We start from the raw sequence: 20,157 nt of genomic DNA, 5'->3' as shown, positions 1-20,157 counted from the left end.
AGAGAATTTGATTTTGGGTAAGGATCATAATGTGATTTAGATTCAAAATTATGCAAATTCGGCAGGATGATCGGTATCTTCTACAATCGGTTCAGCCTTTGGAGACATTTCCGGGATTGGAAGAACCGCTAAGGCACTAAGAATTCCAGAAAAGGCCAGAATACCAAAAAATAGTTTGAATCCACCGACGCCAATTAATGGATTGGCCAGCGTTGGGACAAATGTACCTGGTAAGTTAGTACCAATGTTCATAATTCCAAAATCCTTAGCGGCATCCTCCTTATTGGGAAGAATCCTTGCAACCAATGCAATATCAACGGCAATGTACGCTCCATAACCTAAACTAAGAACAGCAGTTGCAATAAACACCATATTGATAGAAGAGGCCATAGACATCAATCCAATTCCAATTGCGACAATTACAGCAGCCCCAGCAATAAAAGGCTTTTGTTTCCTAAACTTATCCGATAAAATGCCTCCCAATATACTCGAAAGGGCAAGAGCTACTGTACCTATCACTGAAGTTAATGAAGCTAATGCGATAACTTTATCTTGAGGCACTCCAAACTTTTGCATAAAAAATATCGGTACAAACGATTGTGAAGTATAGGCAACCCCCATTAAAAATCGAGTAAGTACTCCCCATGAGAATGCAGGATACTTTTTGGGGCTAGGATATATCTTTGATAATTTCTCATGCAATGATATTTCTTTATCTTGCTGAGCTTTCTCATACTTTACTGCGCCGTCTTTTACTAAAACACAGGTGATGATAGACATTACAACTGAAATCATTGCGATAACACCGAATTTATAAAACAAAGAGAAGTCATTAAAAACATTCATTAATAACATTCCGATCATAATGGCAATTGGACTAAAAATCCCGATAACACCTGATGCCGTTCCTCGCCGTGATTCTTCGACTTGATCAGGAATCAATGCATTGATAGCTGAGAACGAAAAAGAATAAAATAAAATCGTCAACCCCCACATTAGACAAACCATCGGAACTGTTTTTACCATTCCAACACCGAGAAGGGCAAGAGCACCGAGAAGGGATCCAATCAATACCCAGGTACGCCTTCGTCCAAATGATACAGAAGTTCTATCACTGACATAGCCCCCCAAATATATAGCAAAGATTCCAACCAATGCTCCAACCCCAGATGCAAGACCAAAATTAGCAGTTACGTTTGCAGGATCAATTTCCAAAAATTTAAACGTCAATAGTAATGCAATCGGAATCACAATGGCTACGTAATATCCAAAATATCCAAAACAAATACCTGTAATTAATCGTCCATATGAGGTGGTGACTTTATTTAATACTTGCTTCTCCATAGTTCCCCTTCTTTCCAAATTTCGTTAATTATAAGTTTAGTTTTTAATTCTAGAAGCGCTTTCATTTCTGATCTGAGAAGATTGAAAAATGTAGAAAGTACAAAACGTTACTAACTTGCTATTCTTCTGACAAAGGCATCAATAGGAATACCTCCTCCAGAAAAATATGTGTGACGTATTCAAACATTATAATCGAACTTCGGAAAACGCTTTATAATCAATGATACATGAATCACATCTATATATATATAACATAAGCATTGATCTTTTTTTAACATATTCAAACCAATTCACTTGTGGCATAATATTTATTGAAATGCTTATTCTACAATCATTAGAAAGGGACATACAAAATGGACATAAAAGATTTAATACAATACTTATTTTCTTTGAACGATATCGAACATGAGGCTCTCAAAGATCCAAGAATGCCTAGATTTTTCCCGGAAAAATCCTTTATTAATATTGCTCAGGATGACTCCTTTTTAAAGCCAGATCAAAAAATCGTATTTTTGAAACACCCACGATATATGTTAACCCCTGAACACAAGCATGATTTTCTGGAACTCAATTATGTATATTCCGGAAGCTATGTCCAAACCATTAACGGTAAAAAGGTAACCCTCAAAGAAGGTGAATTCTGCCTACTGGATACTAACGTGGTACACAGCATCGCAGCAGCTGGAGAAGGGGACATCATCATCAATTGTATGATGAGAAAGAACTACTTTGATTCCGATTTATTACGCCGTTTGCAAGGCAATCATCTGATATCTGAATTCATTATTAACACGATTTATAAAAATAAAGAATATAACCAATACATTATTTTTCATTCAAGTGAAAGTGAAAAGATTAAGCATATAATGAATGAAATTCTTTGTGAATATTTTGATCCTGGCATTTGTTCGATTGAGATCATTAATAGTTATGTAATGATACTGTTTTCGGAATTGTTGCGAGTATATAAAGCAACCAATGGAACAAACAAAGCTCTGAGTGTGGAGAAAGTGCTTATCACAGATATATTGCTTTATTTAGAACAAAACTATTCCTCCGTAACCCTTACTTCTGTAGCACAGCATTTTGGTTTTCATCCCAATTATTTAAGTAGACTGCTAAAGAATCATGTAGGCATGTCTTTCATTAAAATAGTTCAAGATCTTAAATTAAACAAAGCCTGCGCCATTTTGGAAAATACTCAAGTTCCCGTTTTAAAAGTAGCTCAGGAGGTAGGAATCTCAAATATGAATACCTTTTATGAATTGTTTCAAAATAGTTTTGGACTAACACCAAGAGAGTATCGATTAAATAAACAAAAAAATGGTTGACTGTGATGAAGTCAAGTAAAGAGGTGCCGGGTGGAACAGCCATTTGGCATCTTAAACAAACAGGCACACCTCACTTTAGCCCAATAAGCTAACGCAAGGTATGCCGAAGTTCTAGGTTATCTTAAGACTCGTTGGAATCCACTTTGTTTGTTTCATTGTAATTCGGAGCTGAAACCTTATTCTTTACGGCCAAAGGGTGAATGAGCTACTACCTTTAAATCAAGCTCATTAATTATAGCCATCACACGATCCATTCTGACCGGAGTTGGCGTCGTTGGAAATGAATAATCCTTTGTAGGATCACCTACAGCACGAAAGAATGGTTCAAACAATCCTGATGCCAATAAACCAATAAACTTAGTATAATGTGCGTCTAATCTGTAAGAATGTAAGGTCCCAGGCGGTACATGGAGAAAATCACCAGGGTAAATTTTCACTTCTTCATCATTAACCCAAAATGTCATTTGTCCCTGTACACAGAAAAAGGTTTCAGTATGATGCTCATGATAATGAACAACAATAGGATCTCCTTTAGGGCCTTCTGTTGTTAGCAGTATATATTCCCCATCTGTATTTTTCTGGGCCGCAAGAAACCCGTTGAGTGAGTCACCACCGATAAACCGATCTCCTTCCCCATTCTCTATTACATACGGAGCAACACAATTAGGAAGGATATTCCCCTCTACCAACCTAGGAGAACTCCAAGTAACTGTTTCTTGAGCGAAAACGATATCTGCAACTTTAGAGGCATCAATCAATTGGCTGGCAGAATACGTTTTCAGTGGCTGGGGTGGTTGTTCAAAATAAGCGTATGGTTCCCCAATGATTTCATAAATTTTCGTGAGATTTCCTTTAACAGTATAAGAGGCAAAACTGTTTCGGTGTCCTGCCATCCGATAAGCGTGAACGGTTCCAGGTGGAATATGGACATAATCACCAGCAGTAAGCAGGTGACATACACCATCTAGTAAAAATTCAATTCTACCTTCCAAAACATAGACAGATTCAAACGTATCCTGGTGATAATGCGGAGGAAACTCTTCCCCTTTTGCACCCGCGATCGTTGCTAGCTCCATTACCTCTCCCGTGCTATTGGAATCTGCGATAATCGTAGCCACCTGACTACCAAAAACATAGCGTCTTCCTTCCCCCCTCCGTAGCAGATATGCCACTTTTTCTTCCGGTAGTTTTGTTCCCAATGTATTTGTAGTCATGCCTATTTCTCCTTTAAGTTTATACTATTAGTTTATTTGTTTTGGAGTAAGGATTTTGCTTTAAGAGATGTTTATACATGCAGTTTAAACGCAATCTCAAGATCATGGATATTACTCTTATCAATATGCACGATGTCACCTAAAGCTTTAGCAGCTAGGATAGATTTGGCGCTGTACTCTGCGACTTCCAAACGGTCAAAAGTAGTCAAAAGGCCTTGTCCTGTAACGACGATACAATTATTATTGATGATCGCTATCGGGGTTGACGGACCAAATACTGCTGCCGTTCCCTCCGGATCATTATACACGGCATCAAAAGGTAGCTTGGGCATCCCGCGTAATAAAATGTAACTCTCCGGAATCGTCCGGGAATCAAATACAGCATCCGTAATAGCGAATGCCATAATATTCGGAGGATGTGCGATGATAATTGAATTCACGTGAGGGTGCTGCCGATAGATTGCTTGATGCAAGAGAACGGACTTGCTTGGTGTTTTTCCTGACTCCGTTTGGCCATCCTTGATTTTCACCAAATCTTTCGGCGTGATATAATTCCGATCTAAACCATAAGGTGTAATCAGGAATCCGGAATCGTTCAGTCGATGCGAAAACGTTCCCTGGGTGCTGGTAAATAATCCTTGATTATAGGCGCGCCGGATAAATCTACATATCTCCCCCCTTGTTTCCCTTTCCTCCGCAGGGCAGGGCTCAGGTTGATTTACGGACAAAACAACGTTCTTTGACCGAACCAACTCATAATCTTCATCCGTCAGAAGAGTCGGTTTTCCGATCCGGGTAGCTTCAATCTCGAGCCGCGCACAGAAATCAAGCGTCTCAAACACTTTAAAAGCTTCATACAAATTCTCAGCACCAACGACCACACCATGGTTTTCCAGCATAACCGTATTAATCCCCGTTGCAAAAACAGAAGCGATATTGTGGCCCAACTGTTCGCTTCCTGGCAGTGCATAGGCCGCCATGCCGATCGGTCCACAAATTTTTCTTTCATTCGGAAGTATTCGAGTGTCCGGAATTCGTCGTACGATACTGAACGACACCAACGCCGGTGGATGTGCGTGGACGATCGCTTTCAAATCAGGTCTGGTTTCATAAATAAGTCGATGAAACGGAAATTCACTGGACGGCTTATGAAAGCCTATAATGGTGCCATCAGCTTTGACTTTAACCATATCTGCTCTGGAGAGCGATCCCTTATCCACACCGGCAGGCGTTATCCAAATATCACCATTATCGTCTTTAATGGAAAGATTGCCTCCAGATGTTGTCGTCATGCCATATTGATAAATTCTCTCCATCATTTGCAGAAGTTGATCAGCTGGATGCAAGTAATCCAGATTCATTTTTATCCCCTCCATTAAATACAGTCCCTAAAGGAATCCGTGTTAAGTTAATATCCGTTATTCTTCTCAGGTTTTTCGTGAGCTTCTGAAATTTTAGCTAAGAGAAGCGCGGAATTTGCATTCAAGCAAGCAGCCACTAGCTCAAATATTTTCATGACTTACTTATGTCATTTAATTTTAAATTGCTTAACCATATCTTTAAGCTCATTAGCGAGGGTTGTTAATGATTCTGCAGAAGCTGTTATTTCAAACATCGATTGCTGCTGCTCCGAGGTAGATGATGAAACCAGTGTGAGCTTTTCAAACGACTGACTTGCAACTTGAAGCAAATCCAGCATGGAGGCAGAAACCTCCTCCGAGCTTGCTGATATCTGTTCAGTTGCAGCGGATACCTCTTGAACTTGGTTGTTTGTATCCTCTATAAGGTGAACGATATGTTCAAACATATCACCCACTTTTTCTATTTGTTCAACCCCATATTTGACTTCCTTCAGTCCATTGTCCATGGAACGGGACGTATCAATAGTGATAGCTTGGATTTCATCAAGAATATATGAAATATGCGCAGTAGCTTCAGAGGATTGTCGGGCTAATTTTTTCACTTCCTCTGCTACGACTGCAAACCCGTGACCGTGTTTGCCTGCTCTTGCTGCCTCAATTCCTGCGTTAAGAGCTAGAATATTTGTTTGACTGGCGATGTTAGCGATAGATTGTACGATCGTATTAATGTCTTTTGAACGACTCTCTAATGTCTTCACCATCTGTGCTGAAGTCACGAAAGATTGACTTATGATTGCAATCTGAGTGACTACACTCATTATTTCCGATTTTCCTTGTACAACTTTTCGGAATATGTGATTTGTATTTTCCGAAGCAGATGAAGAAGATTCTGCGATCCGAAGTATACCGCTCGTAATCTCTTCCAAAGCCTTTGCCGATTGCTCCGAGCCTTCAAGCTGTGCTTTCGATCCTAATGCAACGTTTTGAACAGTTGCAGCGATATATTTAGCCGATTGCGCTGTTTGTTCGGAAATGGCCGTGAGACGCTCAGAAGAGTCAACAGTGACAACAACGGATCTGTCGATTTTGTCGATCATTCCCACAAAAGAATAAAGCATCTCGTTGATGTTACCCTTCATCGTATCTAACTCATCTTTCGATGTAACAGCAAGCCTCTCTGTTAAATCGCCAATTGCGACTTTCTTCATTAAATTTGAAATTTTTATCACTGGACGAAGAATAGATCGCGATACCAGAAGAGTAATGACTCCGATTACTACAGCACAGACCAATAAGAAGAGATAGGAAATATTCCGTGCATTGGAAGCCTCCGTTAAGAGCACTGCAGGATCTCCAGACGCCACAACCACCCAACCCGTTCGCTTAACAGCAGCAAAAGCAGCTAGAACTTCTTTGCCATCATTCTCCGTATAAGCGATATTACCCGCTTCTTGCACCAACACCTCACTGTCGAATAACTCTATCGTATCCCTGTCCGCGAGTTCCTTAACAGATTTTCCGATCAATTCTCGATTGGGATGAGCTAAGTATATCCCTTTTGATGACAACAGATAGGCAGACCCACTGTTACCTACTTGGACAGCATTGATCTCTTTCAGTAATACGGTTACATCAATTTTGGAGGATACTTGGCCTTTATAGACATCATTGTGATCCCATAAAGGAAAGGAGACAAAGATGATATCATGATCATTCTCGTGAATCACATTAATGACATTTGGCTCCTTATTCTGCTTGAGTGTATCCAGCATTTCACTAAGGTCTGCTTCTATTCCATCCGTTCCAAAAGCCATTCCCTTGTCGTTCATAAAGATGTAAGCCAATGTTTCAGGATCTGTTGCTTTCAGAAAGCCTAACACAGGCAATATTTGTTTGGTTTCACCGCTCATAAAAACAGCGTTGCGTTGCTGAATCGTTTCATGAACGGAAGCTATTTTCATATCTAGCCATCGATCTAGACTCTCCGCCTTTGAAAGGGCAACAATATTTTGCTGCTCAATAACCGCATGTTTTAACGCGCTATTGTACAGGCTAGTGACCAGTAGAATTGAAATGAGAACAGGGAGAACTGAAATCGTAAGCAATAACGTTATTAGCTTTGTCCTTAGATTCATATTCCGAAACATGATGAACTCCTTCGCAAGTCTCAGAGATGCATGATTATGATATATCACGTTAGAAGAAACCAATCATCTTTTAGAATGACTTGTAACTACTCAATACGCCAGAGGTTATTGTCATGTCATTCCGGTGAATTCTCTCGATCAGAAGCAATAATCTGATCAGCTGGATGCAAGTACGCAAGATTCATTGGATATCCCACTTAATCATTACGTATATATTGGAACGTGTAACTGCCGCTGCCTACTTGTATACACAAATCCTTCCCACTAGATACAATATGGAAATCCGCATTTCCATTGACTACAGTACCGGACTCTATCACTCGTTCCAACACAGCACCCGGCAGATAGATATCCGCAGTGGTATTAACCGGAACCTGAATACTACAGATTAATTCCTTGCCGTTCCGTTTCCATTCCGAGGATATCGTCCCATAGACGGAATCATACGATGCTTGCGCCCATTCGAGTCCGCAATCCGGGTTGGGGCGAATGACGAAGGACTTATAACCGGGCTTGGTTTGCTTGATGCCGGTAATATGCGTATAGAGCCAGCTTCCGACACAGCCGAAGGCATAGTGGTTCTGGGAAACGGGGAGGACGGTTCCATCCGGCATTATCGCATTCCAGGTTTCCCATATGGTTGTTGCCCCCTTCTCCACCTCGTAGAGCCAGGATGGGCATTCTGTCTGATAAAGCAGCTTGTATGCAATATCCTGGCGGTCATGATCGCAAAGCACGTCCATAAGAAATGGAATAGACATAAATCCGGTATCCAGCTTGTAGCCGTTCTGCTCGATTAGTTGGATGAGATGTTCGAGAACCTCACCTCTCCGGGCATCCGGAACCATCCGATGCTGCAGCGCCAGGACGTAAATCCCTTGTAAATGTACTTTCAGCTTACCGTCATCCTGCAAATATTCGTCGGCAAATGCTTTCCGGATCTTCTCATTCAATTCGCTGTACCGTTCCGCCTCGTCTTCATATCCTATAGCGCCTGCGGCCTTCGCCATCAGATCCGTGGTATAAGCGTAGAAGCAAGTAGCCACTAATTCCTTCGTGAGGATTGCGCTGTTAATCATGTTCACACTTCGGCCGTCCAGACTGATCGTGAGGCTGGGTGTCAACCAATCGCCAAAATGAAAGCCGGTATTCCACAAGTATTGCTGCCTTTGAAGTTTGTCCGCATCTGTGGTGCCCTTAACCTCTTCCGGCATGCTACCGGATGCCGTCCTCTCAATGTAGGCCGTCCATCTCGACATTGACGCATAGCATTCCTCAAGTATGCTTTTGTCTCCATATGCCTGGTATAAGACCCAAGGTACGATTACTGCAGCGTCACCCCAGCCCGCAGAAGAAATGTTCCCACTCTGCTCATCCCGCTCACGATCGCTGCGATGCCATGGCACCGTATTTGGCACTTGTCCGTCTTCCGTTTGTTCAAGTGCTAGGTTACGAAGCCACCTTTTCAGGAATGCCTGCATATCCATATTAAGGGCAGCAGTCGGGGTGAAAACCTGAATATCTCCTGTATAGCCCAGTCTCTCCCGCTGCGGACAATCCGTCGGAATGGAAAGCATATTGCCTCTCTGGCTCCAGACGATGTTCTCCTGCAGCCGATTGATTCTCGGATCAGAGCATTCGAACGAGCCGGTCTGCTTCAAATCCGATGAAAGCACGACCGCCGTAAAAGCTTCCGCCGATACATCGCCAGGATATCCCGTTACCTTCACGTACCGGAACCCATGAAAGGTGAACAGCGGCTCATAAACCTCTTCTTCGCTGCCGCAGAGGATATAAACATCTTTCTGTCCCTTGTGTCTGCCCATGATATTGAAAAGAAAATTCCCCTCTTGATCTAGTGTTTCGGCATGCTCCATTACAATTTCGGTTCCAGCTTCGCCGGTAACCTGCATGCGAACCCGCCCAGCAATAACCTGGCCAAAATCGATGACGGTTTCCCCTTTAGGCGTCTGAAGGACAGACCTGGCAGGCAGCTCCATAACGACGCGTACCGGATCTCCATAGGCAGCTACCAAATTACCGAACCCATAATCGGCTTCACGTACAGGCTGCCAGTCTGAGGCATCGTAGTCAGCCGTGCTGAACCCTCTTTTCTCCAGACGAGCATCGTATTTCTCTCCGATAAAGAGATCCGAGTATTTCCACGGACCTGTTGTGGATAGGAAAGATTCGTCCGAGCCGATCACCTCTCTGCTCCCGTCTTTGTATTCCACCTCCAGCTGTAATAATAATCCCAATTGAGTTCCATATTGGCCGCTGTCGCCCGTTAAACTGACACGTCCTGCATACCATCCTTCCGCGATAACGGCTCCCGCCACATTGACACCTGTTGTAAGAAGGTGAGTAATGTCATACGTCTGGTACTGCAAATACTTCCCATACGAAGTAGCTTCCGGAGCCAGCTCTTGATCACCTACCCGAACGCCATTCACTTCTAGAGCATACACACCGTGAGCGGTGGCATATATCCTTGCACGGCTGATATCCATTCCGACTCGGAACGATTTACGGATGAGCTGCGGCGGGTGCAGGCGATCGATTACAGCAGGATCATGGTTATATTTTCCCATGAACATCTCGAACAACAAGATTTTATCTTCCATCACAACCGGCTCCTGCTCCGGTTCTATCCACTTTGCCGACCAGTCCTCTTCCTGAAGCAGCCCCATTTCCCAACGTGCGCTATCGCTCCATGATGACTCTTGGCCGAACTGATCCCAGACCTTCACTTTCCATACATAGGTCCTGCGGGACTGCAGCTCCTTCCCCTTATAATTCACGTGAATGGATTCATCTGACTTGACTTTCCCCGAATCCCACACGAGATTGGCTTGACTATCCAAATCCGCTTCGTTCTCTGCCACCAGAATCTGATAATCGGCTTGGACGACTCCACGCTTGGAGGAAATGATTTTCCAGCTCAGATTGGGTGCCGGAATATCCATTCCAATCGGATTGGACATAGCCTCAACCTTCAAATCCTTAACATTCAAATGTATACTCATGTTCAATATCACTCCGCTTTTTCAAATTAATAAAGAAGGGCATCAGGGCGCCAAAGGACTTTCCTTTTCCTACATGCCTACAACCGAACGAATGCTTTCTGTTCCACTTTCGCCTTCATTTCAGGAATAAGCGCTTCAGCTACAGCACTTAATATTCCGACTACTGCAAGTATTCCAAAGAAAAGAGGAACCCGCTTAAAGTAAGCAACATATTCGAGAAGGACGACACAATCGAATTGGGCAAATTACCTGTGGTATTCACGATACCGAAGTGTTTAGCCGAATCCACCTTATGCGGAGTAATTCAGAAAGGATACCTCGAGCACTTCGAATACGACTAACACAGTGTTTAAATTAGGGTGTTCAAAGAAACCAGACCAGTAACCTAGGCACATCAAACTTCTGAATCAAGTAAATCGCCGTAACGTTTGGAAAGCGTAAGCGATTCCATTAGGAACCTGGTTATGAATCCCCATGTTCACGCAGGATATTTGTGCGGACTCAGGAAGAACGACAATCAGCATCATTGGAACAAACGTCACCTAAAATCCCATAAAACTATACTGCTGACTAATCTGCCAATGGCATTTGGATTTTCATGGCTGGAACCGATGAGAATTGATTACCTGTCGTAATAGCTCCAATGAACCATTCATACCCAAATCTTGTTGTATTGGAACAGTTAACAACATTAACAAATTCAAATATTTAAACAATAATGTTGTAACCGCTTATATATTTATAATATTCGATTTTTACATAGTTAGAAATAACATAATCACTCAATATTTTATATCATTTTCAAACCTCATCATTTATGTCATAATATAAAAATCGAAACCTTCGAACATTTCGTGAAAGGAAGATGAGTTGATGCGATTTGAAAGGATTGTAGCAATATTTTATATGCGATGAATGATATTGAAGTGGAAGCTTATAAGAACCCAATTGTTCCGCGTATTCACATTGCGCAGTCTTCGCCTGGACAAATTACTGAGAATTCTTTCTTGAAGCCTGAGCAGAGAATCGCATTCATGAAGCATCCCAGATATATGTTAGCTCCTGAGCATAAGCACGATTTTCTAGAAATTAAATATGTCTATGCCGGACATTGCGAACAAACCATTAATGGAAACCAAGTCACCCCTGCAGGAGGGAGAACTCTGTATCCTGGATACCAACGGCCAACGTGATACATTCAATTCAACCGGCTGGCGAGAACGATATCATCATCAACTGCTTGATGAGAAAGAGCTATTTCGATACCGATCTGTTAAGCCGGCTCTCCAGGAACAATCTACTCTCTCAATTTATTATCAACGCAGTTTATAAGAGCAAGGAATATAACCAATTCATTGTGTTTCACTCCGCATCCAATATGCGAATTCGACATGTCATGAACGAGATATTATGCGAATATTTCGATCCGAGTCTTTGTTCCGATGAAATTATTATAGTTATATCGTTATCTTCTTTTCGGAGCTGCTACGCTTATATAACAAGAGCTCTGATGTACAAGAAAGCCCAAATATGCACAAAATTATCGTTACCTATATTTTGCTATTTATAGAACAACATTATCAGACGATAACCTTGCATTCCGTTGCCGATTATTTCAGTTTTCATCCCAACTACTTAAGTCGATTGCTAAAAACACATACCGGCCTATCCTTCCTTCATCAAAATCGTGCAGGACATTAAGGTTAAACGGGCGTGTGCTACACTGGAAAACACGACGTTACCGATCGCGAAAGTCGCTAAGGATGTGGGGTTTACCAATATGAATTCCTTCTACGAGCATTTTCAGAAGCGTTACGGAATAACGCCAAAGGAGTACCGGAGAAACAACAGAATTAGACATAATCGAGTAGGCCCATGCACAATTGCATGGGCCTCTCACAGATCCGGACATGCGGGTGGGGATGAAGTTCAGATCCATCTGCTGATTCATCTGCCTAGTGGCCTCGATCTTGCACAAGAATGATGGAAAAACACTAAATACGCATTCAATCCGATACATTAGACTCAAGTTTTGTTGCTCTTAATTTTAAGTTTTACTATTTCAAAAGCTTCCATTTGATTGTTGGTATCCAATTCTCTAAAGGCACTAATTATCTCTTTTTCTAGAGTCCTAAGTTCAAATTTAGATATTACATGATTTGATATATTTTGACTCTCAGTGTTTAATTACCACTCCATAGAACACCCAAATTTCAGATGTATAGAAACGACAGTTTCTACAGAAGGATTACATTTTCCAGATTCTATATCACTCAAACTCCCCTGTGATACTCCTATTAACTTTGCAAATTCAATTTGATTAAGGTTATGTATTTCCTTAGTCTTCTTACATTTTCCCCAATAACTTTCAAAGAAATCCCTCTAAATCGATACGGATTATGACAGAAATTACTACAGAAAATTTTAAGACGTTTTTTAAAAATATTTTTTAGCCTTTTTTAAATTTCTCCAAAAAAAATCAAACTTATAAAATACGAAAAATCCTGATGTATCAAGGCTTTGAGCCACATCAGGACTGACATAGTTGTGACAAATCAACGTTCCAAATCGATGACAAACTATATTACAAACGGTGACAATCTGAATTACAACTCACAAGAATATTTTCCATTTTGATTTATTCTCCTATCTTTATCAAAATAAACGATTTAAAGCTTAAATGATTTAATCAGCATATTTAATATATGAACGCGCGCTTAAATTTTAGCAGGCCGAATTCGACCTAAACTATTCTCTCTAGCTACTTACTTGAGTTCTTTTTTTGAACCACAGAATGTGCATGTTTCGTTTAAGTACTTGGGCATTTTACAATTCATACATATCTCAGTTGGCTTGTTTCTTGCATCTGGTATTTTCTTTGATTCAGAAATTTGAGTATAAACCGATTTCATAACATCTAAGTATTCTTCTGTGATATCAGCACCATCAATATCAGGGTTCAAATAAATCTTCAATGCAATATATTGTACTTCAGTTTTTTGATCAAGTTTTGGAAAAACATTTCTGTAATTGTAAATGGCTTCTACTGCTTTCTCTTCAGTTAAATTAAACTCGATAACTAGATAATCTTTGACTTTAATTCGAAAGGCTGACATAAATACAAATTCTTCAGGGCTAACATCATCGAATCTCATATAATTCAAACCACCTCTATTCAATTTCAACTAGCCATTTGCGTATTTTCACATTTCCAATACTGCCAAGAGCACGTTTAGCCAGCTGTTTAATAGCCGAAAAGCTTAAGCCGTAATCAGCTAAATCGGCCTTATTCTTTTTAGTGAATATATAGAGCTGGTAAGCTTCTACTTCATTAATCGTAAGGCTCTGCAACTTTAGAACGAGTTCAAGTGGATCGATGTTTGTGATGGGTTCAGCTACAAAGACTTCTTCTATTGGCTGAGGTTCTACATGTTCATGTACTATGTACAATTCTTCTTGAAGGCGATAGTACTCATCCCGGAATAAGTCTCGATCTAGATCATCTTGTTCTAGGCGACTAAGCTGAATTGTATCAGAGACAGTAAGCGCAGTTGAGAGACTGATTCGGTATCCACTATTTACAGCAAAGGAACGGAAGGGTGATGACTTTTCATCCAACACGATGCGATGCGCTGAAAATTGAATTTCATCCTGGAGCGAGTGGACGTAATATAGACTTCGAACATCAAGGGTTAAATCCTTTCTAGCCTTATATCCCATCACTTCATACACGCGGTGATTTGAGTCTTCGGCATCCAACTCGTGAAGCAGGGCATCCCAAACCTCATCTTGTTCGGTTTTAATGGCGAGGTTATATTCAGCCTCCCATAGGTGGATAACCCGATTTTCCATATCATCGGCGAGTTCGCGTTCCTCCACAAACCAAATCACATCCAACCCTTTTTCACGAAAGAATTGATCCCTTTTTGTGAATTGTCTGACCGTTTTTCGATCTCCAATATCATGAACATTTGTAATGATGTTAATAGCGATTTCGCGGCTGCCGGTTTGCAAACAAATATCAGGTACGATTTTCCATTGCTCATCGGCCTTAGCGATATACCCATAATCGACACGCAGTTCTTTTTTAATCTTTTCCTGGCTTTTCAGCTCGTCGTAAATCAAGTCACGTATGACGGAATGCTTTTTGTTTTCTCTTTGGGTTTGTTCGGTATATGTATCATATGATGAAGCAATTGCACAAGAACGGCCCTTCCTATGTGCAAAGTGAACTTCGTTCTTTTCACCAGCGCGGAGTATCATATTTTCATCGCAAAACGGGCAAAATAGGACACTTTTCTCTCCATAGCGCTTTAATTTTTCAAGCGCCTTTCTTTCTCCAATATCTTGATGTTGAACTAGGAAGTTAAAAATCGTTAGATCTTTACCCTCATACTTGGCATATTCCATTCTGGCATCCCCTTATTCTTCAACATCTATTTCAACATGTTTTAGTAGCAGCTGGGCCATTTGAGAAAGTTCTTCACGATCAAATTTGTCCGGTTTGTCGATAAAAGTTGTGAACTCTTCCCCTGTAATCACATTTTTTCGTGTAACAAATATCGTTTTGCCGTCATCAGATAGATCCTGTGTTTCATTCCATCCGCTTTCAATGAACGCTTTTGTCCATTGGTGCATTGCGAGAAGTGCAGCACCGTTTTTCGGTACTCCTAAATAATCACCAATGCTCTGCAAATTGTCAGAGAGCAGCTGAGGGAGGTAAATTCTCATATCGATTTTGGGTGTGGGATTTTCCTTTTTTGGGCGTACCATTCTATCAGTCCTTCTTTTCACGGATTTATAATCCGAATTTACTATAAATCATTTTCAATGTCCAGTACAACCTATGATAGACATTAATCTAATTTTTTTAAAATAAGCGGGACCCGTAGCCTTCGATGCACAGTCAGGAGAAATTTCATGAATTAGTTACGATATGGCAACAAGCTCATTCCCCTCTTCTTCTCCTGCTGCTGCCAACGGACCTCTTGGTCGAGGATGTACAATCAATACCTGTTTTGTGAGTCCATAAATTTCCTGCGGTTTATAAGCCTTTGCAATAGGCCATATTTATCATGAATAATTTTCAGTTCTACTTGGAAGAATTCCGATAAATAGTTCAAATGAGACTTAGTAGTAATTCGAATCCAATGATTCATGCTGCAGTAAACTGTCCTATTGTTGAGGGAGAACAAAACCGATACAATCACTATCCGTTCCGCTATATCCCTCATAAATCAACGAACCCCGAGTAATAAAAAATGGATGTTCACAAAAGTGAACATCCACTAACGAACTCTATTTTCCGCTAATGGACTTTATTTTCTACTAACGATCTTTATTTTCCTAGATCATCAGCAATCTTTATTTTCCTTGATTAATGAAGATCATCATCACACGATTTTTACCTGACTTTTTCGTATGATACATTTATACATCAAGAATAAACCCGCGCAATTTGAACGGGTTTACAGTGTAATCAATTCTGATGTTTAAATTTCACTAATACATTCCGTACTCAATGCACCAGTCGCCCATCCCGGAACCTAACAACCCGCTTTGCCTGCTCCGCAACCTGCCGATCATGCGTAATCACAATAATCGTCCGCCCCTGCTCATTCAACCGCCTGAAAATATCCATGATCTCCGCACCAGTCTTTGAATCCAGCGCCCCCGTAGGCTCATCCGCCAAGATAATCGACGGATCGCCTGCCAACGTTCGCGCAATCGCCACACGTTGCTGCTGCCCACCTGAAAGCTCCGAAGGAAAGTGCTTCCTTCGATCCAGCAAATCAACCGCTTCCAGCGCTTGCAAGACAAGCAGCTCCCGTTGTTTTCTCGTTAATCCACGATAGATCAATGGTAATTCCACGTTTTCATAAGCGTTTAATCTCGGCAACAGGTTGAAGTTTTGGAAGACAAACCCGATCTTTCGATTCCGGATCTCAGCCAATTGTGAGTGTTGCTGACTATTTCGCGAAAAATAAAATGACAAATAACGCTAAACTAAAGAAATACAAAGCATTCCCAACAATCTTTTAGTAATATGCTTCCTCTCCACCTACACGGTTTTGGAGAGGATTTATATGTCCGCCATTATCATTAGCTTCGTCAGTAGAGACTCTTTGCCTGTAGGGTCTCTTCAATTCTCAATTTAGTCGTTTCTTTGTATAAGAATCTAGTCCTCCCATCCTTATAGTGACTTATAATATCCGGCTGTATGTTATGTTCCTCGAGTAAACGATGGAGTCGTTTCTCTCCAATTTTAAATGCTTTAAGTAAATCAGAAAAAAAATATCCCCGCTCATTTAGACTTCTTGTTTTAAGATCAATCAAACATTTATGAAGCATATCGTTTTCAAGATATAAGTCACGAAGTGTCGCCTCAGAGTTTTTACGAACAGGCGTTAGTACACCAGATAATATCAATTGTATAAGTGATAAGATTGATAAGTTAAATATTGTGTACTTAATTAGAGCATCATGAAAACTAATACAATTAGGAGGAATACTCCTAACTAATTGCCCTCTGCACCGTATAACCAGGTTGTTAACGTCATCCAGATTTAACCTTTTTGATTTCCCCGAGTAGTTCAAACTCACTTGAAACAGATTAGCTCGAATGAGACTTTCTATAGAAGCAACATGTATACCAAGGATAAACGCGGCTTCTTTTTTTGTTATCCATCTCTTCTCTTCCTTTAGGTACAAATTGAGGGTAGTCTGATCAATAAAATACTCATTCTTCGTACTCTGATTCATTTGAACCAAGTTGTTCTTCGTTATTCGAAACAATTTCCCGTAAGTAACCCCTTTTTCAATCTTAACCTCCTCGCGGCGAATTACTTTTCGTTTCTGAAGTAACTCCGGCTCCTCCTTAAACACTCCAAAATCTCGTCTAATTACACCTATTTCCAACTTCTGAATGCAGTAAAGATGAAATGCCTCTCTTATTTCAGAGTAACAATCACGTTTTACTAGTTTATCAAAGTTCTGAAATGCGCCGTATCTTTTCATACCATTATTTTTTGCTAAAAATAAATCAAGCACATGAAAAAAATGATTTGGGAACTTCGCATACATCCAGTCGGCATTCGAAAAGGCTATGGCATGTTTCAAACTGTTTTTTGTCCTACTTTTACTATTATGGAATATTTCCAATTTCTCATGACAAAAACCCGTTAAATCAGTTAATCCGTCTAAGAACATGAAGCTGGCGAATATTAATTCTACATAGTCATTGGCTTTCAGTTCAAAAATAGCTGACTTTTCTTTATTAATTAAGCAATTTACAAGCTTTAATTGAGAGTATGAAAAGTTATCACAATGAATCTGTTCTATACTGAACTGATTAAGTCGCGTTAAACAACATTTACAACGCTTCTCAATAAAATCAAAAAGATCTAAGGGCTGACTGCAACTATTGCATCCTTCCTGAAAAAACACGAAATGTTTAGTACACATTCGCAATGGTAAGATACACCACTCTAAGCGATGATAAAAACTTTCCTGAATACATAACGGACAATATTTGAGATTATTTTTTTGTATTAACTTATTGGACCAAGAATGGTTAAGAGCACTTAAAATACGATTAGTATTGTTTAATAAGTTATTTTCCCCAAACAGAATCCATGGGCAAACTTTTAATAAGACTTGTTCCTGAACTTCATTGTTTAGAAGTTGCCCGTAAGTTAGTCCACAATCCCTTAAATAATTTGCATTAGGCATGAAAGAATTTGCTTTAAATAAACGAAATAAAAAACCGGATAAACTTTCATCATTAAAATGTTTTGGACGTCTTGGCAAAAGTGAAATCCAATTCATTAATATCTCTTCCGCTTACGTTCTTTAATTTTCTTTTTAATATTATTTAGTAATTGATAATAGTCCTCTAACTTCTCCGTATTTACTTTATTATGTTGTATTTGAAGTGCAATTTCTAAACAACCATTCTCCAATGTGATTAAAAGATAGTCATCGTTATCTGTATCCACGAAAACCTTTAGCATTCTTGCATTGGATGAAGATAGAAACCATTGATTTCGAACTGCCCAATGACAGGAATAATACTTATCTTTGTATTTAATACCTTCCTGTGTTACTTCTGAGAACGCCGGTATGAACAAGCCAATAATATCATCCTTATATGTCTCCATATGATTCCTCCTATGAATCTATTAATAATAGAGTTTCCATTATTCATAGATTTGATACGTATACATAACATTTTATAAATAATGTTATTTTTACGAACATGTTTTTCTTTTCATATGTTGTCTACACTTTTTATGAGGTGTAGACAATGACAGATCGAGAACAGGTACTACTGGGAAAACGTATTCGAGATTTAAGAAAAGCAAAAGGATACTCTCAAGAATATTTAGCCGAGATTTCCGGTTTTCATTACACTTACATTGGTGGCCTAGAACGTGCACAAAAAAATGTCACACTTGCTAATTTAATTAAAATTGCAAGTGCTCTAGAAGTTGGAGTTTATGACTTGTTTGAATACACCAAAATAAATTCTTTTGTAGATAAAAAATCGTCAGACATCGAAAAAATTATGGAAGCACTAATTAAACTTCCTACTCGAGATGTAAAAAAAATAAAAGATTTTGTGTACAACATGTTTGAAGAAAAAATATAAGCGGTGGCATAATTGCCACCGCTTATATTTTTAAATCATGATTAAATTAAAGTCAGCTACGCGCTGCTTTCCTCTTCCGACATTAGTTCATCAGCCAGAATTTTAGCCATATCGTTATCAGCAAATTCTCCAATTATATTTTTTTGTGCTTCTGCGATGACGGTCCCATCTAATTTCTTCAATACATTAAAGTCATTAAAGTCCTCCTCCATAACTCCAATAATATCAAAAGCTTCCCTTAGTATAGGTTTAATCCATCCAACTAGCCCACCTGTAATTTCATAAAGAAACTCGGGAAAAACACTTCCATCTTGAGTCCAATCCAGAAGCCCTGGAGGCGGTGATAGTTGAACTTCAATATTCTTAATGAATGATTTAAACGCGTCGTCACACTTCTCAAAATGACGTAAAACTGTTTTAGGATAACGTCTAATGTGTTGAGTATTCAAAGTTCTAAGCTCTTCAATAGCAAGGGTCCCAACACATACTAAGCATACATCCGCAGAATTAGCAATATCTTTAATATTCTCCATTACAGCTTTTCGTTGGACAAAAGTTGAGGCTAATAAGTAATCCAACTCATCAATGATGAGCATTTCTACCTTCAGTGCCTTCATCAATTCAAATGCTTGAGTCTTTATTCGATCGACATCTGCATTACGAGGAGGTAAGTTCATAGCCTTAAGAATATTATTATAGAAACCTTTATATGTGAATGGAATAGGCAAGGTCATATAGATTACTGGCTTAATATCAGTTTCCGTATAGTCCTCATCTATCACAGTCCATCCCTTATTCTGTTTCACATATTTTTTTAAAGTCATGGATTTTCCAGCGCCAGACTTCCCTTCAATAAATATATGTATAGGGGAATCATCACTCTCTATACCCGCTCTTTTATTCCTACGATTTTTATCCAACCTTTTCCATATTCTTGTAACCTCATCATGTTCAATGAATAAGTTACTAATTCGAGTTTGAAACTCTTTATGCTCATTGTTTTTCATTAGCACCTAGCCCCCCTCTAAATATAATTGTTAAAAGGATTGCCAACTTATACTAGGGTTATTCTCCGTTACTGCAG

16 protein-coding genes and 1 pseudogene are annotated in these 20,157 nt (G+C 39.8%); 4 read left to right on the top strand and 13 right to left on the bottom strand.

Going from position 1 to position 20,157, the window contains the following annotated elements; translation table 11 throughout:
• Positions 1–48: 48 nt before the first annotated feature.
• Positions 49–1,344 (bottom strand): MFS transporter, encoded by a 1,296-nt coding sequence (locus AC58P7_RS02545; RefSeq protein ID WP_497339832.1) that lies wholly within the window; start codon positions 1,342–1,344, stop codon positions 49–51.
• A 353-nt stretch (positions 1,345–1,697) separates the two neighbouring features.
• On the opposite strand from AC58P7_RS02545, the gene AC58P7_RS02540 reads away from it, so the two are divergent.
• A complete protein-coding gene (locus tag AC58P7_RS02540) occupies positions 1,698–2,675 on the top strand; it encodes an AraC family transcriptional regulator (RefSeq protein WP_497339831.1) in 978 nt (325 codons plus the stop codon).
• Between the two features lie 176 nt (positions 2,676–2,851).
• Here AC58P7_RS02540 and AC58P7_RS02535 read toward each other — a convergent pair whose 3' ends face one another.
• The 4 genes from AC58P7_RS02535 to AC58P7_RS02520 form a co-directional block, all read right to left on the bottom strand.
• Positions 2,852–3,889 (bottom strand): quercetin 2,3-dioxygenase, encoded by a 1,038-nt coding sequence (locus AC58P7_RS02535; protein ID WP_497339830.1) that lies wholly within the window; start codon positions 3,887–3,889, stop codon positions 2,852–2,854.
• Between the two features lie 71 nt (positions 3,890–3,960).
• Complete coding sequence (locus AC58P7_RS02530; protein WP_497339829.1) at positions 3,961–5,250, bottom strand: class II aldolase/adducin family protein; 1,290 nt, start codon at positions 5,248–5,250, stop codon at positions 3,961–3,963.
• 167 nt (positions 5,251–5,417) lie between these two features.
• Entirely contained in the window at positions 5,418–7,385 is a 1,968-nt protein-coding gene (locus AC58P7_RS02525) for a methyl-accepting chemotaxis protein (protein WP_497339828.1), read from the bottom strand.
• A gap of 209 nt (positions 7,386–7,594) precedes the next feature.
• The gene (locus AC58P7_RS02520; RefSeq protein ID WP_497339827.1) at positions 7,595–10,423 is read right to left on the bottom strand and encodes a family 78 glycoside hydrolase catalytic domain; all 2,829 of its coding nucleotides are present in this window, start codon (positions 10,421–10,423) and stop codon (positions 7,595–7,597) included.
• Between the two features lie 911 nt (positions 10,424–11,334).
• Between AC58P7_RS02520 and AC58P7_RS02515 the strand changes: the two genes are divergently transcribed.
• Positions 11,335–11,616, top strand: coding sequence for a cupin domain-containing protein (locus tag AC58P7_RS02515; protein ID WP_497339826.1), 282 nt, complete (start codon positions 11,335–11,337; stop codon positions 11,614–11,616).
• A gap of 464 nt (positions 11,617–12,080) precedes the next feature.
• On the top strand, positions 12,081–12,407 hold the full coding sequence (locus tag AC58P7_RS02510; RefSeq protein WP_497339951.1) for a helix-turn-helix domain-containing protein: 327 nt from the start codon (positions 12,081–12,083) through the stop codon (positions 12,405–12,407).
• Between the two features lie 203 nt (positions 12,408–12,610).
• Here the strand turns inward: AC58P7_RS02510 and AC58P7_RS02505 are convergent, their stop codons facing one another.
• The 7 genes and pseudogenes from AC58P7_RS02505 to AC58P7_RS02475 all read right to left on the bottom strand — a co-directional run bounded on the left by AC58P7_RS02505 (position 12,611) and on the right by AC58P7_RS02475 (position 18,582).
• Positions 12,611–12,757: a helix-turn-helix domain-containing protein gene (locus AC58P7_RS02505; protein ID WP_497339950.1), complete on the bottom strand. Its 147-nt coding sequence runs from the start codon at positions 12,755–12,757 to the stop codon at positions 12,611–12,613.
• Between the two features lie 431 nt (positions 12,758–13,188).
• Complete coding sequence (locus AC58P7_RS02500) at positions 13,189–13,578, bottom strand: hypothetical protein (protein ID WP_497339825.1); 390 nt, start codon at positions 13,576–13,578, stop codon at positions 13,189–13,191.
• 16 nt (positions 13,579–13,594) lie between these two features.
• Complete coding sequence (locus tag AC58P7_RS02495) at positions 13,595–14,833, bottom strand: competence protein CoiA family protein (RefSeq protein ID WP_497339824.1); 1,239 nt, start codon at positions 14,831–14,833, stop codon at positions 13,595–13,597.
• 12 nt (positions 14,834–14,845) lie between these two features.
• Complete coding sequence (locus AC58P7_RS02490; RefSeq protein WP_497339823.1) at positions 14,846–15,196, bottom strand: hypothetical protein; 351 nt, start codon at positions 15,194–15,196, stop codon at positions 14,846–14,848.
• Positions 15,197–15,941: 745 nt separating this feature from the next.
• A pseudogene (locus AC58P7_RS02485) lies at positions 15,942–16,379 on the bottom strand (ABC transporter ATP-binding protein); the annotation flags it as partial.
• A 155-nt stretch (positions 16,380–16,534) separates the two neighbouring features.
• Positions 16,535–18,250 carry a TniQ family protein gene (locus AC58P7_RS02480; protein WP_497339822.1) on the bottom strand — a complete coding sequence of 572 codons (1,716 nt, stop codon included), beginning with the start codon at positions 18,248–18,250 and terminating at the stop codon, positions 16,535–16,537.
• Positions 18,250–18,582: a hypothetical protein gene (locus AC58P7_RS02475; RefSeq protein WP_497339821.1), complete on the bottom strand. Its 333-nt coding sequence runs from the start codon at positions 18,580–18,582 to the stop codon at positions 18,250–18,252. The genes AC58P7_RS02480 and AC58P7_RS02475 overlap by 1 nt, the downstream gene beginning before the upstream one ends.
• Before the next feature lie 146 nt (positions 18,583–18,728).
• On the opposite strand from AC58P7_RS02475, the gene AC58P7_RS02470 reads away from it, so the two are divergent.
• Positions 18,729–19,073, top strand: coding sequence for a helix-turn-helix domain-containing protein (locus AC58P7_RS02470; protein ID WP_497339820.1), 345 nt, complete (start codon positions 18,729–18,731; stop codon positions 19,071–19,073).
• A 56-nt stretch (positions 19,074–19,129) separates the two neighbouring features.
• Here the strand turns inward: AC58P7_RS02470 and AC58P7_RS02465 are convergent, their stop codons facing one another.
• Positions 19,130–20,080 carry a TniB family NTP-binding protein gene (locus AC58P7_RS02465; protein WP_497339819.1) on the bottom strand — a complete coding sequence of 317 codons (951 nt, stop codon included), beginning with the start codon at positions 20,078–20,080 and terminating at the stop codon, positions 19,130–19,132.
• Between the last annotated feature and the right edge of the window lie 77 nt (positions 20,081–20,157).

It is taken from the genome of Paenibacillus sp. J22FR5, assembly GCF_059691975.1.
The sequence above is the reverse complement of the archived record's forward strand: the minus strand, read 5'-3'. Positions and strand labels throughout refer to the sequence as shown.